General features: G+C 69.7%; 16 protein-coding genes. 9 read left to right on the top strand and 7 right to left on the bottom strand.

Going from position 1 to position 15,076, the window contains the following annotated elements:
- Both ACWPOB_RS26340 and ACWPOB_RS26335 read right to left on the bottom strand, forming a co-directional pair.
- Nucleotides 1–748: 4-hydroxyphenylacetate 3-hydroxylase N-terminal domain-containing protein (locus ACWPOB_RS26340; protein ID WP_455402628.1), on the bottom strand; the 748-nt coding region annotated here is incomplete at its 3' end.
- A 50-nt stretch (nucleotides 749–798) separates the two neighbouring features.
- A complete protein-coding gene (locus tag ACWPOB_RS26335) occupies nucleotides 799–1,362 on the bottom strand; it encodes a flavin reductase family protein (protein ID WP_100055493.1) in 564 nt (187 codons plus the stop codon).
- A 243-nt stretch (nucleotides 1,363–1,605) separates the two neighbouring features.
- On the opposite strand from ACWPOB_RS26335, the gene ACWPOB_RS26330 reads away from it, so the two are divergent.
- Entirely contained in the window at nucleotides 1,606–2,535 is a 930-nt protein-coding gene (locus tag ACWPOB_RS26330) for an AraC family transcriptional regulator (RefSeq protein ID WP_455402627.1), read from the top strand.
- A 6-nt stretch (nucleotides 2,536–2,541) separates the two neighbouring features.
- On the opposite strand, the gene ACWPOB_RS26325 is transcribed toward ACWPOB_RS26330, so the two are convergent.
- The gene (locus tag ACWPOB_RS26325) at nucleotides 2,542–3,312 is read right to left on the bottom strand and encodes an IclR family transcriptional regulator domain-containing protein (protein WP_455402626.1); all 771 of its coding nucleotides are present in this window, start codon (nucleotides 3,310–3,312) and stop codon (nucleotides 2,542–2,544) included.
- A 196-nt stretch (nucleotides 3,313–3,508) separates the two neighbouring features.
- On the opposite strand from ACWPOB_RS26325, the gene catA reads away from it, so the two are divergent.
- From catA to ACWPOB_RS26300, 5 genes are all read left to right on the top strand, one after another.
- The gene (catA, locus tag ACWPOB_RS26320) at nucleotides 3,509–4,360 is read left to right on the top strand and encodes a catechol 1,2-dioxygenase (protein ID WP_100055490.1); all 852 of its coding nucleotides are present in this window, start codon (nucleotides 3,509–3,511) and stop codon (nucleotides 4,358–4,360) included.
- Nucleotides 4,361–4,489: 129 nt separating this feature from the next.
- Nucleotides 4,490–5,617 carry a muconate/chloromuconate family cycloisomerase gene (locus ACWPOB_RS26315; protein WP_100055489.1) on the top strand — a complete coding sequence of 376 codons (1,128 nt, stop codon included), beginning with the start codon at nucleotides 4,490–4,492 and terminating at the stop codon, nucleotides 5,615–5,617.
- A 69-nt stretch (nucleotides 5,618–5,686) separates the two neighbouring features.
- Nucleotides 5,687–5,971, top strand: a complete 285-nt coding sequence (gene catC, locus ACWPOB_RS26310) for a muconolactone Delta-isomerase (RefSeq protein WP_029546509.1) — start codon at nucleotides 5,687–5,689, stop codon at nucleotides 5,969–5,971.
- Nucleotides 5,972–5,998: 27 nt separating this feature from the next.
- Nucleotides 5,999–7,132 carry an alkaline phosphatase family protein gene (locus ACWPOB_RS26305; RefSeq protein ID WP_455402625.1) on the top strand — a complete coding sequence of 378 codons (1,134 nt, stop codon included), beginning with the start codon at nucleotides 5,999–6,001 and terminating at the stop codon, nucleotides 7,130–7,132.
- 75 nt (nucleotides 7,133–7,207) lie between these two features.
- Nucleotides 7,208–8,185, top strand: coding sequence for an alpha/beta hydrolase (locus tag ACWPOB_RS26300; protein ID WP_455402624.1), 978 nt, complete (start codon nucleotides 7,208–7,210; stop codon nucleotides 8,183–8,185).
- A 97-nt stretch (nucleotides 8,186–8,282) separates the two neighbouring features.
- Here ACWPOB_RS26300 and ygiD read toward each other — a convergent pair whose 3' ends face one another.
- The 3 genes from ygiD to ACWPOB_RS26285 form a co-directional block, all read right to left on the bottom strand.
- Nucleotides 8,283–9,125, bottom strand: coding sequence for a 4,5-DOPA-extradiol-dioxygenase (gene ygiD, locus ACWPOB_RS26295; protein WP_100055501.1), 843 nt, complete (start codon nucleotides 9,123–9,125; stop codon nucleotides 8,283–8,285).
- 25 nt (nucleotides 9,126–9,150) lie between these two features.
- On the bottom strand, nucleotides 9,151–9,987 hold the full coding sequence (locus tag ACWPOB_RS26290) for an alpha/beta hydrolase (RefSeq protein ID WP_100055487.1): 837 nt from the start codon (nucleotides 9,985–9,987) through the stop codon (nucleotides 9,151–9,153).
- A 99-nt stretch (nucleotides 9,988–10,086) separates the two neighbouring features.
- Nucleotides 10,087–10,989: a LysR family transcriptional regulator gene (locus ACWPOB_RS26285; RefSeq protein WP_100055486.1), complete on the bottom strand. Its 903-nt coding sequence runs from the start codon at nucleotides 10,987–10,989 to the stop codon at nucleotides 10,087–10,089.
- Nucleotides 10,990–11,131: 142 nt separating this feature from the next.
- On the opposite strand from ACWPOB_RS26285, the gene ACWPOB_RS26280 reads away from it, so the two are divergent.
- Complete coding sequence (locus ACWPOB_RS26280; RefSeq protein WP_455402630.1) at nucleotides 11,132–12,499, top strand: NAD(P)/FAD-dependent oxidoreductase; 1,368 nt, start codon at nucleotides 11,132–11,134, stop codon at nucleotides 12,497–12,499.
- Nucleotides 12,500–12,676: 177 nt separating this feature from the next.
- Nucleotides 12,677–13,429, top strand: coding sequence for an isocitrate lyase/PEP mutase family protein (locus tag ACWPOB_RS26275; RefSeq protein WP_455402623.1), 753 nt, complete (start codon nucleotides 12,677–12,679; stop codon nucleotides 13,427–13,429).
- A gap of 64 nt (nucleotides 13,430–13,493) precedes the next feature.
- Here ACWPOB_RS26275 and ACWPOB_RS26270 read toward each other — a convergent pair whose 3' ends face one another.
- Nucleotides 13,494–13,907 (bottom strand): VOC family protein, encoded by a 414-nt coding sequence (locus ACWPOB_RS26270; RefSeq protein ID WP_455402622.1) that lies wholly within the window; start codon nucleotides 13,905–13,907, stop codon nucleotides 13,494–13,496.
- An 88-nt stretch (nucleotides 13,908–13,995) separates the two neighbouring features.
- Here ACWPOB_RS26270 and ACWPOB_RS26265 point away from each other — a divergent pair, with 88 nt between their 5' ends.
- The gene (locus ACWPOB_RS26265) at nucleotides 13,996–14,979 is read left to right on the top strand and encodes a helix-turn-helix transcriptional regulator (protein ID WP_455402621.1); all 984 of its coding nucleotides are present in this window, start codon (nucleotides 13,996–13,998) and stop codon (nucleotides 14,977–14,979) included.
- Nucleotides 14,980–15,076: the final 97 nt, after the last annotated feature.

Below are 15,076 nucleotides of genomic sequence, written 5' to 3'. Positions count from 1 at the left end.
CCATCGGCACCGTGCAGATCAGGGCGAATTCCTTCTTCTTGATCGGCAGGCCGTAGTGGGCGATGAAGTTGTAGTTGGTGATCGCCGAGCCGGTGGCGACGACCTTGGCGCCGGAGACGATCAGGCCGGCGTCGGTCTCCTTCTCGACCTTCATGAACACGTCGCCGACCTGGTCCGGGGGCAGCTGCCGGTCCACCGGGGGGTTGATGATGGCGTGGTTCCAGTACAGGACCTTTTCCTGCGATTCGCGGTACCAGCGCTTGGCGTTGTCCTGGAACGGGGCGTAGAGCTCGCTGTTGGCGTTGAGGGTGCCGAGGAAGGAGGCCTTGTAGTCGGGGGACCGGCCCATCCAGCCGTAGGTCATCCGCGCCCAGGTGGCGATGGCGTCGCGCTCGGCGAGCAGGTCGTCGGCGGAGGTGGGGGTGCGGAAGAACGGCATGGTCACCCCGCCGTTGCCGGTGTCGGTGGGACAGGTGAGGGTGTCGACGTGCTCGCCGGTGTGCAGCGAGTCGTAGAGGCGGGCGGTCATGCGGATGGAGTTGCGGAACGCCGGATGGTTGGTGAAGTCCCTGACCCGCTCGCCGTGCAGCCAGATCTCGCGGCCGTCCTTGATCGATTCGATGTACTCGTCCCCGGTCATCGGCCGCGTGGCGAAATTCTGCTGCCGGTTCGCCGGGGAGTCGGCGGCGACGTTCACTGTGGAGCGGTCGATCGTGTTCTCGCCGGGACGGGACTCGAGAGTGGTCATGGATATCTCCTTGCGGGTGAAGGGAACTGGTAAGTGGTTCCGGGCGGTGGTCAGTTCACCGCGGCATCGAGGTGGAGCGGGGTGAACCGGGTCCGAGCGTCGAACCAGCCGCTGTGCGGATCGTCCATCGAGCCGTTCCATGCGGCGGAGGCGCTCGGCGCGCCGAGTTCGTGGAAGGTGCTCCGGTAGAACAGCAGCGGGGCGGTGTCGCGGCACTGGGCGTCGACGATCTCGCCGATGTAGATCACGTGGTCGCCGCCGTCGTACTCGCGCCACGGCACGCAGGACAGGGTCGCCGCGGCCCCGGCGAGCACCGGCGCCGTGGGTCCGTCCTCGAACACCGGACCGGGGGTCTGGGGCCGGCCGGCGAAGTGCAGGGCGGTGTCGACCTGATCCGCGGCGAGGATGTTCACCGCGAACGGTGCGCCGGAGAGGAAGCCGCACGCCTTCGACGTGCGGGTCAGGGTGACCTGGCACAGCCGGGGCTCGAGGGACACGGCGGTGAACGCGGTGACCGTCGCGCCGTGGGGTGTGCCCTCCTGGTTGGCGCAGGTGATCACGGTGACGCCACTTGCGAACTGTCCGAAGATGTTCCGGAGCCGACGCTGTTCCATTTCGGCGCTCCTCCCGGGTCGATCCGTGCTGGTGTGATGTAGACCATAGGAGCGGGTGGGCGCCGGCTGCGATCCGCTGAACGCGGTCGCTATCCGGTTTGCGCGGTCGGCGTGACCGATGGCCTCGTTTGCCCGGAGACGTGTTGCCCATCACACTGGGCAGTGGGTCCCGGGTATACCGGGACGAAGGTCCCGAGTGGCGAACAGCGCCGAAGGTCCCGGGGACGGAAACGGAGGTACAGGGTGAGGTCGACGCCTGATCCGGCCGATTGGGGCGAAGCCGAGCATGTGGTGTCCGACGCGTACTTCCCGCACACCCTGGCTCCGCTGGCCGCCGGCACGGAACCGCACGTCGATGTCCGCGCGCTGCAGCTGGGTCCGCTGCGGCTGGCGCGAATCGGATGGGGCGCCGAGGTCACGGTGCAGTCGGACCATCCGGGTGCCTATGCGGTCAACATCCCCCTGTCCGGGCGCATCGAATCGGTGACGGCGGGCCGCGAGGTGGTCTCGGTGCAGGGACAGGCGTCGGTGTTCCGGCCGGACACCGCCGCCACCATCACCCGCTGGACCGACGACTGCGAGATCGTCGGCGTCAAGCTCGACCGCGACTACCTGGACCGTGAGTTGGCGCGGATCCTGGGACGTCCCGACCTGCAGTTGCCGGAGCAGGTGGACCTGACCGGGGAGGCCGGGCAGAGCTGGATGACCCTGTTGCGGTCGGTGGTCGACCAGCTGCGCGCGGACGAGGAGCTGTGGCGCAACCCATTGGTCGCCGAGCAGCTCTCCGGCGCCCTGACCTCGGCATTCGTGCTCGCGGTGATGCCCGAGGGCGGGACCGGCACCGCGGCGCGACCGCGGATCGTCAAGCGGGTCCTCGACCGCATCCACGAGGATCCGGCCCAGCCGTGGACGTCCGCGGACATGGCCGAGCTGGCGGGCGTGAGCGTGCGCCGCCTCCAGGAGGGATTCCGCGAGTACCTGGGGGTCTGTCCCCGCGACTACCTGCTCGACCTGCGCCTCGAGCGGATCCACCAGGAGCTCGCGGCCGGTGACCCGGCGGCGACGTCGGTCACGGAGGTGGCCATGCGCTGGGGGATGACGCACACCGGCCGCTTCGCCGCCGCCTACCGCCGCAAGTACGGTGTGACCCCGTCCGCGACCCTGCGCGGCTGACGAGACCTACCCGCGGTACCCGAGGTCGGCGCTGAGGGCGTTCGCGGACTTCACCAGGCAGTCCGCGGCGAGCGCGCGGAATTCCTCGGGCGTGTGCCGGGCCGTCGACGTCGAGCAGGCGAGCACACCGACCACGGTGCCGGCGGCGTCGCGCACCGGCGCCGCGGCCGAGATGAGGCCCTCCTCGAGCTCGGCGGAGGTGAGCGCGTAGCCCTGGGCGCGCACCCGGGCCAGCTCGGCCCGCAGTTCGTCCGCGTTGCCGACGGTCGCGGTGGCGAGCTTCTCGAAACTCGTGTCGGCGACGACCTGCTCGACGGTGTCGGTGGGAGCCCACGCCAGCAGCGCCCGGCCCATCGACGTCGCGTATGCGGGGACCCGGGTGCCCACCGAGACGTTGATGCTCATGATGCGCCGTACCGGGACCCGGGCGGCGTACACCACCTCGGCGCCGTCGAGAACGCCGAGGGAGGCGGATTCGCCGGTGTACTCGGAGATCTCGACCAGCCGCGGCATGGCGGCCTCGACCAGGGTGTGCGAGGCGGAGTAGTGCTGACCGATGCTGAGCACGCGCGGGGTCAGTGACCATCGGCTGCCCGTGTTGCTCACGTAGCCGAGCTTCTGCAGGGTCAACAGGATGCGGCGGACCGCGGGCCGGGACAGGTCGGTCTTCGCTGCCAGTTCGGCGAGGGACGGGTTGGGGTGCTGTTCGTCGAACGCGAGCAGCACTGCGAAGCCGCGCTCGATGCTTTGGACGAAATCCCGGTCCTGGCTAGGCATTGCTGGCTCCTACCTGCGGTTTCGGCGCCCGGGGTCACCCGGGTGTTGACAATCACCTGTGACTGGACGCACAGTATGTGTACGCACTGCGATACACAAGTACGCACAGCGTACAACCCGAGTGGCGAGAGCGCCAGCCCCGCGATCACCACGACAGCTTTCGTGACCATCGTTCGAGCCTCGCCGAGGAGGACACATGACCACCACCGAGAACCCCACCGCCCACGCGTCCGGCAATGCGGCCACCGACAAGTTCAAGAACGAGCGCGTCTCGTCGGACACGTCGGTCGAGCGTGCCGCCGCCATCTACAAGGATGTGCTCGGGGCGTTCGCCGAGATCATCCACAAGCACGAGGTCACCTACGACGAGTACCGCGTGCTCAAGCAGTGGATGATCGACGTGGGCGAGTACGGCGAGTGGCCGCTGTGGCTGGACGTCTTCGTCGAGCACGAGATCGAAGAGGTGCACTACAACCGCAAGCACTTCACCGGCACCAAGGGCAGCATCGAGGGCCCGTACTACGTGGCCGACTCCCCGAAGCTGCCGGCCAAGTGCACCATGCCGATGCGTGAGCAGGACAAGGCGGCCGACTCCCTGATCTTCCAGGGCCGGGTCACCGACCTCGAGGGCAACGGACTGCAGGGCGCCACCATCGAGTTGTGGCACGCCGACGCGGAGGGCCTCTACTCCCAGTTCGCCCCCGGCATCCCCGAGTGGAACCTGCGCGGCACCGTCGAGTGCGACGACGAGGGCAACTTCGAGATCACCACCCTCAAGCCCGCCCCCTACAAGATCCCCGCCGACGGCCCGACCGGATGGTTCATCGAGTCCTACGGTGGACACCCGTGGCGCCCCGCCCACCTGCACCTGATGGTGAAGGCCCCCGGCAAGCGCTCGATCACCACCCAGCTGTACTTCCAGGGTGGCGAGTGGGTCGAGGACGACGTCGCGACCGCGACCAAGCCCGAGCTCATCCTCGATCCGCAGCCGAACGCCGAGGGCGTCGACGAGGTGACCTACAACTTCGTGCTCGACCCCGAGGCCTGATCGTCTCCATGGACCGGGTCCACGTGAGTTGACGAATGCCGGTGTCCACCAAGAGGACACCGGCATTCGTCGTCCCCGAGGGTCCACTGTTGCCCGCACCACCGCCGATATCCGATTGTGAGCTGTTCGATGTCCGACCCCGACCTGAAGATCGTCTCGATCGACACGACGATCATCGACGTGCCGCTGGTGCGTCCGCACAAGTTCGCCACCACCACCGCCGAGAAACAGCCCATCCTGCTCGTGGCGATCACCACCGCGGGCGGCGTCACCGGTTACGGCGAGGGCGTCGTGCCCGGCGGTCCGTGGTGGGGTGGTGAATCCGTCGAGACGATGAAGGCGATCGTCGACGGCTACATCGCCCCCTACATCGCCGGCCGCGCCGTCGACGAGATCAGCGGCATCATGGTCGACATCGAACGCGTCGTCTCCGGCGCCCGGTTCGCGAAGGCCGCCGTCGACGTCGCCCTGCACGACGCCTGGGCCCGCGCCCTCGGCGTCGGCGTGCACGCCCTGCTCGGCGGCGCCTTCCGCACCGGGGTCGACGTGCGCTGGGCGCTCGGCGCCGCGCCGGTCGAGGAGATCCTCGAGGAGGTCGAGGAGAAGATGGCGGCACGCCTGAACTTCGCGTTCAAGCTCAAGATGGGCGCGCTCGACCCGAAGGTCGACACCGAACGTGTCGTCACGATCGCGCAGGCCCTCGAGGGCAAGGCCGGCGTCAGCATCGACGTCAACGCCCGCTGGGACCGGTTCACCGCGCTGCGGTACGTCCCGCAACTCGTCGACGGCGGCGTCGAGCTCATCGAACAGCCGACCCCCGGCGAGCAGCGCGAGGTCCTCGCCGAGATCAACCACCTGGTGTCCGCCCCGGTCATGGCCGACGAGTCCGTGCAGACGCCGCATGACGCGCTCGAGATCGCCAAGCTCGGCGCCGCCGACGTCATCGCCCTCAAGACCACCAAGTGCGGTGGGCTGCAACGCAGCAAGGAGGTCGTGGCCGTCGCCAAGGCGGCCGGAATCCGCTGCCACGGCGCCACCTCGATCGAGGGGCCCATCGGCACTGCGGCGTCCATCCACTTCGCCTGCGCCGAGCCCGGGATCAACTACGGCACCGAGCTGTTCGGGCCGCAGCTGTTCGCCGTCGAGCTGCTGCAGACCCCGCTCGACTATTCCGACGGGCAGGTGCACCTGCCGCAGGGTCCCGGCCTCGGCGTCGAACTCGACATGGACGTCGTCAAGCACCTCGCCCGCGACTGACCCCACCCGTGCGCGGTTTCGGTAGGAACAGCTACCGAAACCGCGCACGGCCCGAAAGGAGTACTCACCATGGCACTGTTCCACGTTCGCATGGACGTCGACATCCCCCGCGACCTCGACCCCGAGGTGCGGGCCGAGACCGTCGCGCGGGAGAAGGCCTACAGCCAGGAACTGCAGCGCGAGGGCAAGTGGCGGGAGATCTGGCGCATCGTCGGCAAGTACAGCAACATCAGCATCTTCGACGTCGACTCCGCCGACGAACTCCACGAGATCCTGTGGAACCTGCCGCTGTTCCCGTACATGAACATCGAGATCATGCCGCTGACCAAGCACGGATCCGACATCAAGGACTAGTGGCCGCCGGCAGGCCATACTCGGGTGATGGACCTGCCGCTGCACGACGTCTATGCCGAACCCACCCTCGCGGACCTGATGCCGTCCGTGCTCGCGTCCGCGGGGGTGCCCGGCGAGGCCAACCGTCTCGCGCTCGACGAGCAGTCCCGCACCGTCGTGTTGCTCGTCGACGGCATGGGTTGGAACCTGCTGCGGCGCAATACCGCCGCCGCCCCGTTTCTCACCGGACTCGACGGCCGGCCGATCCGCGCCGGATTCCCCACCACCACCGCTGTGAGCATCGCGTCGCTGGGCACCGGCCTGGCCTCCGGCGCCCACGCCATCACCGGTTACCAGTCCTACGTCGAGGAGATCGACGCCCCGTTCAACTGGCTGCGCTGGACCCTCGCCGGGACCGCGGTCGACCAGCGTGAGCGGCTCGTCCCCGAATGGGTGCAGCCCCACCCGACGGCGTTCGAACGCGCCGACGCCGCCGGGCTCACCGTGACCACCGTCGTGCCCCGCAGCTTCGACGGCAGCGGGCTCACCCGGGCCGTGCTGCGCGGCGGCAACTTCGTCGGTGTCTCCGCCTACGGCGACCTGCTCGCCCACGTCGTCGCTGCCGTCGCCGCCGACGACCGCACCCTCGTCTACTGCTACCTCGGCGAGGTCGACACGATCGGCCACCTCTACGGACCCGAGTCCCCGTCCTGGACCGCGCAGCTCACCGTCGTCGACCGGTTCGTCGAGCAGCTCGTCGCGGCCCTGCCCGCCGGGGCGCGGCTGCTGATCACCGCCGACCACGGCATGGTCGACGCCTCCCGCGGACGTCGCGCCGACTTCGACCACATCTCCGGCCTCTCGGAGGACGTCGACGCGATCGCGGGCGAACCCCGCTGCCGGCACGTGCACACCCGGCGGCCCGACGCAGTGCTGGAGCGGTGGCGCAACGAACTCGGCGACGACATGTGGACCGGCACCCGCGACGACGTGATCGCCGGCGGCCTGTTCGGCCCGGACCCGTCACCCGCCGCGTGCCGACGCATCGGTGACGTCGTCGCGATCGGCCTCGGCGAGTCCACGGTGATCCGCTCCGACGGCGAGCTGGTCATGTCGCAGCTGCCCGGACAGCACGGTGCGCTGACCGAGGAGGAGCTGCTGGTGCCGTTGCTGCAGGTCTGAGAGCCGAGGGGCCGGCAGATACGTGTGACGGAGAGTACCTCGACCGGGTACCGGCCTCGTCCTATCGTGGCGTACATGCACACCCACGGATCGACGATCTGGCACTGGACGGTGAGCCTGCGGGCGATCCTCGTCTTCTGGTTCGTGCGGATCTTCGTGAAGCCGCTCTTCACCTGGTGGCCTGCCACCGACCGGGGCATCGAGACCCTCAGCCGGCTCGACCGTCGCGTCGACAAGCTGCTGCCCCGCCCGCGTGGCGTCGACATCAACCCCCTGACCCTCGGCGGGGTGCCCAGCGAGCGCATCGAACCGCCGCGCCCCGCCCGGGACTCGCTCGCCGGGGCCACCATCCTGTACTTCCACGGCGGCGCCTTCGTGTTCTGCGGCCTCGCCACCCACCGCACCGTGTGCTCACTGCTCGCCGCCGAGTCGGGGGTTCCGGTGTACTCCGTCGCCTACCGGCAGCTTCCCGTGGGCTCGATCGGTACCTCCGTCATCGACGCGATGGCTGCTTACACCGCGCTGCTCGAGACGGTCGAGGACCCCACCCGCATCGTCGTCGCCGGTGACTCGGCCGGCGGCTACCTGGCGATGAAGGTCGCCGAGATCGCCGCGCTGCGCGGCATGATCCGGCCGGCCGCGGTGATCGGCTACTCGCCGCTGCTCAACCTCGAACTCGAGGAGCACGACCCCGACTTCATGAAGCGCGACGCGTACCTGCCGATGCGGCAGGTCGAGAAGCTGCGCGACCGCTGGCTCGCCGGTCCCGACTACATCGAGGGCGAGGAGTCGCCCGTCCGGGCCGATCCGGCGCTGTTCCCGCCCGTGTTCTTCTCCGTCGCCGAGTACGAGATCACCCGACCCGACGTCGAGATCATGACCGGCGCCTTCGACGAGGTGGGCGCGACGGTCGAGACCCACCTGTGGGCCGGTCAGGTGCACGCCTTCCCGGTGATAGGGCAGGTGCTGCCCGAGGCCCGCACGCTGCTGCACTACAGCATCGACTTCGTGCGGCGCACCGTCGTCGCGCAGGAGCGTCGCCATACGGCATGACCCCGTGGTGGCGGCCCGATGTCACATCCATTCGATCCGAGCGACGCGGTGTGACATTCGGTCGCATGCCCGAGCGGTCGGTCGCACGCCCGAGCGGTCAGGTGTTGGTGTCGGACGGGTTCGGGGTCTCGGGGAACCCGGCGGACGGGGGCCCGTCGTCGCCGGCCGTGCACGTGACCCCGAGGGTGTAGGCGCTCATCGACAGCGATCCGTACGCGAAGCCGTCGACCAGTGGCTCGACGAGATCGTCGCCCACACCCGCCAGGCCCGCGAGGTACAGCAGCGGCAGGAAGTGATCCGTGGTGGGGACCGCGTGGTCGAAGTCGGCGTGCCCGTCGAGACTCGCGACGCCGTCGGGGCGGTCCATGATCATGACCCGCGCCGCCGCGTCGAACCGGTGCGCCCAGTCGAACCCCTCGTCCGGGAGGCGCCGATCCATGCCGGCGAGGTTGTGCACGATGTTGCCGCTGGCCACGACGAGCACGCCCCGTTCGCGTAGCGGCGCGAGCTTCGCGCCGAGTTCGAGGTGGTAGTCGAAATCCTTGTAGGCGTTCAGGCTCAGCTGCACGACCGGCACGTCCGCAGCCGGGAAGGCGTGGGTGAGCACCGACCAGGTGCCGTGGTCGATGCCCCACGAGTCGACGTCCGCGCCGACCCAGGTCGGATGCACGGCGTCGGCGATCTCCTCGGCCAGTTCGGGCAGCCCCGGCGCCGGGTACTGCACGTCGAACAGTCGCTGCTCGAAGCCGAAGAAGTCGTGGATCGTGCGCGGGCTGGGCATGGCGGTGACGGCGGTGGCGTTGATGAACCAGTGCGCCGAGATCGCGAGGATCGCGCGCGGCGTGGGGACCGCGCGCCCGAACTCCCGCCACGCCTGGGTGTAGCGGTTCGCGTCGAGCGCGTTGCGGGGGCTGCCGTGCCCGAGGAACGCGGCCGGCATGCGCGCGGACGGTTCGGCGGCCACGTCAGGTGAGCCTCGGCCGGAGCCATTCCACGAGGTCGTCGAGGACCTGCTTCTTCTCCGGTTCGTTGAACACCTCGTGGTAGAGGCCGTCGTACAACTTCAGGGTCACGTCCGGCGACCCGACCCGCTCGGCGACGAGCCGGCTGCCGGCCGGGGCGGTCAACCGGTCCTCGGCGCCGTGCTGCAGCAGGACCGGCAGGTTCAGCGCAGGCAGCCGGTCGGGGAGGCTCTCCCCGGTGACGACGAGGGCCCGCGCGATGCCGGCGGGCACGAGCCCGTGGTGCACCAGCGGATCGGCTTCGTACGCGGCGACGACGTCGGGGTCGCGGGAGACGCCCGCGGAGTCGAGCTTCTGCACCGGTAGCTGCGGCAGCACGCGCCCAATGAGCTTGCCGAGTTCGACGACGACGCGCGGCGTGCCGGAGGTGACGTCGACCGCGGGGCCGGAGAGGACGAGGGCGGTGAGCTCGTCGGGATGTTCGAGCGCGTAGGCCAGGGCGACGGCCCCGCCCATGGAGTGGCCGAGCAGGAACCGCGGCAGGCCGGGGTTGTCGAAGGAGGCGATGCCGAACAGCCGGTTCACGTCGCCGGTGTACTCGGCCATCTCCCGCAGATATACGCGCCTGCCGCCGGAGCGGCCGTGCCCGCGGTGGTCGAGCGCGTACACCGTGAGGCCGAGATCGCCGAGGCGCTCGATCACGTGGTCGTATCTACGTGCGTGTTCGCCGAATCCGTGACACAGCACGAGCACGCCGGTCGGGTCCCCGCCGGGCGACCACACGTCGTAGACGATGCGGGTGCCGTCGGCACTGGTGAACGAAGTCTCGGTTCGCTGCATGATCGCTCCTCACCGCGTGGATCCGCCGCCGGATCGGGTCATCCTTCCACGAAACGCCGCCGGATCGGTGCGCATTGCGGCGACCGCGCGGCTGCGTGTTCAGTCCTCGGGTCCCGGCGGTGCCTCGCTGGTCATCGACCGTCGCAGCGCGAGGATCAGGCTCGACATGGCCGACGAGCGGGGCGCGTCGCTGCGGACCACGCCGCACACCGGGACGCTGAGGCGATTGCGCGCCTCGCGCATGTAGGCCAGGCCCGTCCGGGGGGTCTCCGCGGCGGTGCTCGGGTACAGGACCGTCCACGCCCGCGGATTGGTGATGACGTCGAGGGTGGCGGTGTGGTCGCTCGCGATCGACGGCCCGAGCTGCACCCGGCGTCCCACCGCGCGGAAGGCGTCCTCGATCACCGTGTGGATGAGCACCTGGCTGGGCCGGGGCGGCAGCAGCAGCGGGTAGGGCGCCAGGTCGCCGAGGTCGACGGTGGAGAACGCGGAAAGCGGGTGCCGGCTCGACGTGACGATGACCAGGTCCTCGATCCCCAGTTCCACGGTCTCGAGACCCGGGCGGTCGACGCCGCCGCGGATCAGGGCGACGTCGGCGTCGCCGCCGGCGACGGCGTCGATCCGGTCGGCGAAGCTCTTGATGACGAACTCGATGTCGATCGCCGGGTACTGCTCGCGGACGTGGGCGATGGCATCGAGGCTCTGGGACGCGAAGGTCATGTTGGCGGCGATGCGGATGCGGTTGCGTGGTTCGCGCGCCACCGCATACGCCTGCGCCTCGAGGCTGAGCACCTGCTGCGCGATGGGGACCAGCCGCGAACCGGCGGGGGTCAACCGCACCACCCGGGTGGACCGCTCGAACAGCGACGTATCGAGTTCCTTCTCGAGCCGGGTGATCTGGTGACTGATGGCGGACTGGGAAATGAAGCACTTCTGCGCGGCCCTGCTGAAGCTCAGCTCCTCGCTCACGGCGAGGAAGTAACGCAGCTGCCGGAAGTCCATGCCCCCATCCTACTTATGAGCGATCGAGATAAGACTTCCGCGAATACGGCAGGTTGGTGGTCATCGGACTGTCTCCTCCATACGGTGGTTGTCATACATCGACTTCAAGGTGGAGGTAGAGGTAATCGTGGGTAGCGCAGCAGTGACCGATCGGACCGAGGTCGTCGTCGTCGGTTCGGGCTTCGGCGCGCTGGCAACGGCGAAGAAGCTCGCCAAGGCCGGGACGCCGTTCGTCCTGATTTCGGAGACCACCGAACATCTCTTCCAGCCCCTGCTGTACCAGGTCGCCACCGGCGTGCTCTCGGCCGGCGAGATCGCCCCGTCGATCCGCTCCATCCTCGCCAAGTACCCCAGCGCGGACGTCCGCCTCGGCCGGGTCGTCGACGTGCGGCCCGACGTGCACGAGGTCGACTACGTTGCCGGCGGCGTCGTCCACACCGTCGGGTACCGCTCGCTCGTCGCGGCGACCGGTGCGCGCCAGGCGTACTTCGGCCGCGACGAGTTCGAGAAGGTCACCTACGCCCTCAAGACCGTCGAGGACGCCGAGCGGCTGCGCCGGCAGATCCTGCGGTGCTTCGAGGAGGCGCACACCACCACCGACCCGGAGCGCCGCCGCAACCTGCTGAGCTTCGTGGTCATCGGTGCCGGCGCGACGGGCGTCGAGCTCGCCGGCCAGATCAAGGAACTCGCGGGCCGCTACTTCGAGCAGTCGTTCCACGACATCAGCGCCGACGACGTCTCCGTCACCCTCGTCGAGGGCGCGGGCGAGGCCCTCCCGGCCTTCGGTGGCAAGCTCAGCGAGTACACCAAGCAGTCGCTGCAGAAGTCGGGTGTCGACGTCGTGCTCGGCACCTTCGTCACCGACATCGACGAGCACGGTGCCACGCTCAAGGCGGGCGACGAGGAGCGCCGGATCACCGCCGAGACGATCATCTGGTCGGCCGGCGTGCGCGCCAACGACTTCGCCGGAGTCCTCGCCGAGCGCACCGGCTGCGCCACCGACCGTGCGGGCCGGCTGCTGGTCAACCCGGACCTCACCGTGGGCGGCTACGCCGACGTGTACGCCATCGGCGACATGACGTCGCTGAACAACCTGCCCGGGCAGTCGCCCGTCGCGATGCAGGGTGGCCGCCACGTCGCGCGGACCATCCTCGGCAAGCAGCCGGTGGGCACCCGGTTCAAGTACCGGGACAAGGGCAGCATGGCCATCATCAACCGCTTCCGCGCGATCACCCGCGTCGGAAAGATCGAGCTGAGCGGCTTCGTCGCCTGGGTGCTGTGGCTGGCCGTGCACCTGGTCTACATGGTGGGCTTCCGCAACCGCTACGTCGCGGTGATGTCGTGGTTCGGATCCTTCCTCGGCCACCGGCGCCCGCACTTCCACTACGCGCAGGAGCCGCACCGGCTCGACGCCGACGTCCCCGACGACGTGACCGTCTCCGCTGCACCTGCCCAGGTGGACCGCGCTCCCGAGAAGAAGCCGGAACCCGAGAAGGTCAGCGTCCGATAGGACGACTCGACGAGAACCGGGCCCCGTGCCGTTCACTGCGAACGGCACGGGGCCCGGTCTTCTCGCTGCCCCTGCCCCCTGCCCCCTGCCCCCTGCCTCGGCACCCGGCGCTCATCCGCACTCGGGGTGCGGTGCGTTCGCCGGGAAGGCTGTGGGACGTGTGTGGTTGGATGCGGCATGACGACTCTTGCCGAGAAGGCTGTAGCGCTGAAGTCTCTGCACGTTCCGGGTGACCCGGTGGTGCTGCCGACCGTGTGGGATGCCTGGTCGGCGAATCTGGCGGTGCAGGCCGGATTCGCCGCGTTGACGATGGGCAGTCACCCGGTGGCCGACTCGGTCGGCAAGCCGGACAACGAGGGTATGACGTTCGAGGAGCTGCTGACCCGGGTCCGGCAGGTCACCGCAGCGGTCGACGTGCCGATCTCGGTGGATGTGGAGGCCGGTTACGGCGAGGCCCCCGCTCGGATCGTCGAGGGGCTGCTCGGGGCGGGCGCTGTCGGATTGAACGTCGAGGACACCGTGCACAGTGAGGGTGGCCGGCTGCGCGAGCCGGCCGAGCACGCCGAGTACGTGGCCGGGTTGCGTGCCGCCGCCGACGCCGCCGGTGTGCACCTGGTGGTCAATGCCCGCACCGATCTGTTCGTCAAGAAGATCGGTGACGAGTCCGACCGGGTGGACCGGGCGATCGACCGCTTGAAGCTGGCCGCAGATGCCGGCGCCGATGTGCTCTATCCGGTGGGCTTCCACAGCGACGAGATCCAGCGGCGCCTGACGTCGGAGCTGCCGCTGCCGGTCAATGCGATCGCCCACCCGGCGAAGAACGATCTCGCGTCGTTCGCTGCGCTCGGCGTCGCCCGGATCAGCTTCGGGCCGTTGCTGCAGGCCAGCCTGGCCGAGCGGGCGGGTGAGCTGCTGGGGCGGTGGCGCTGAACGATTGCGTGGCCCGCGCCGCCGACATCCCACCCCGCGTCGCTCGGCGACCGCCGACGGTCCGTCACGGCTCCGTCCGCGCCAGCACGTCCAGGTAGTGCTGGTTGTACATCACGCCGAGCACGTTGCCGAACGGGTCGACCACCGAGGCGGTGACGAATCCGGGTCCGTGCTCGACCGGCTTGTCGTGCACCGTCGCGCCCATCGATTCGAGCCGCTCGAGGGCGGCCGCGGGATCGTCGACGTGCCAGTAGGTCGTCGCGGGGCCGGGCTGCGCGGGGCGGTCGTGGGCGACGAACCGGCTGTCGATGATCCCGAGTTCGTGCCCGTGGTCGCCGGTGCGGAACTCGAGGTACGCAAGCCGGCCCTCGACGGAGCGTCGGAAGTACGGCTCGACGCCGAGCAGTTCGGTGTACCAGGCACCGGCGGCCGTCAGGTCATCGGCGAAGAAGCTGACGGTGGAGAGTCCTCGCAGCATGGCTCGTTCCTTTCCTCGGGGGTGTCGACATCCATCCTGCGGGCGAAAGCGCTCACCTTCCGAGCACTTTTCGTGAGACATTTCGGGGGTGCGCGCCGACCGTCTCGTCGCCGCCCTGCTGCTCCTGCAGAGCCGTGGGCGGGTGACCGCCGCCGAACTCGCCGCCGAACTCGAGGTATCCGTGGCCACTGCGCGCCGCGACCTCGAGGCGCTGTCCGCGGCGGGGATCCCGGTGTATCCGCAGCCTGGACGCGGCGGTGGGTGGTCGCTCGTCGGCGGCGCCCGCACCGACCTCAGCGGGCTCTCGGTTGCCGAGGCGCAGGCACTGTTCCTGCTCGTCGGCCCCGCGGCGGCCGTCTCCGGTGAGGTCAAGTCCGCCCTGCGCAAGCTGGTGCGGGCGCTGCCGTCGACGTTCCGGGCCGACGCCGAGGCCGCTGCGGACGCCACGATGATCGATCCCGCCCGGTGGGGCGCGCGAGACCGGCACCGGCCCGAGACGGTCGATGTTCTGCAGGCCGCCGTCGTGCGGCGACGGAGAGTGCGCCTCGTGTACACCGACAGCGCGCGCGAGCGTAGTGAGCGGCTGGTGGACCCGTGGGGTCTCGTCGACAAGGACGACATCTGGTACCTGATCGCGGGGACCGATCGCGGACAGCGCACCTTTCGCGTCGATCGGATCGTCCGGGCCGAACCGACCGACGAACCGGCCGCGCGCCCGGACGGCTTCGCGCTCGACGCCGCGTGGCGGCAGGTCGTCGGCGAGGTCGAGCAGCGGCGGTCACGTACGTGGGCGACCGTACTGCTCGCGGCCCGGTTCGTGCCGATCCTGCGCGACCACTTCGGCCGGCACTGCCACGCCGCCGGCGAACTCGGCGACGGGCGCGTCCGGGTCCGCGTCGCCGCACCGACGCCGCTGGACATCGCTCGCACTCTCGCCGGCTGGGGCGCGATGATCGAGGTGACCGAACCGCCTTCCGTCCGGGCGGAACTCGCCCGGATCGGCGCGGAGCTCATCGGCCGCTACCGCGATCCGGAAAGCACCGGTGCGGCACCGGAACGGGATTGCCGGTAGATCCGGGCTCGCGGAAGAGGTGTGCAGGTCTCTCGTGGTGGCAACGATCCGGCGTGCCGGGCGGGTATTCGGTGACGTGGACGATCGGCGGGTCGAA

The organism is Rhodococcus sp. 2H158, from assembly GCF_053764755.1.
This window is presented reverse-complemented; position numbering and strand designations above follow the sequence as displayed.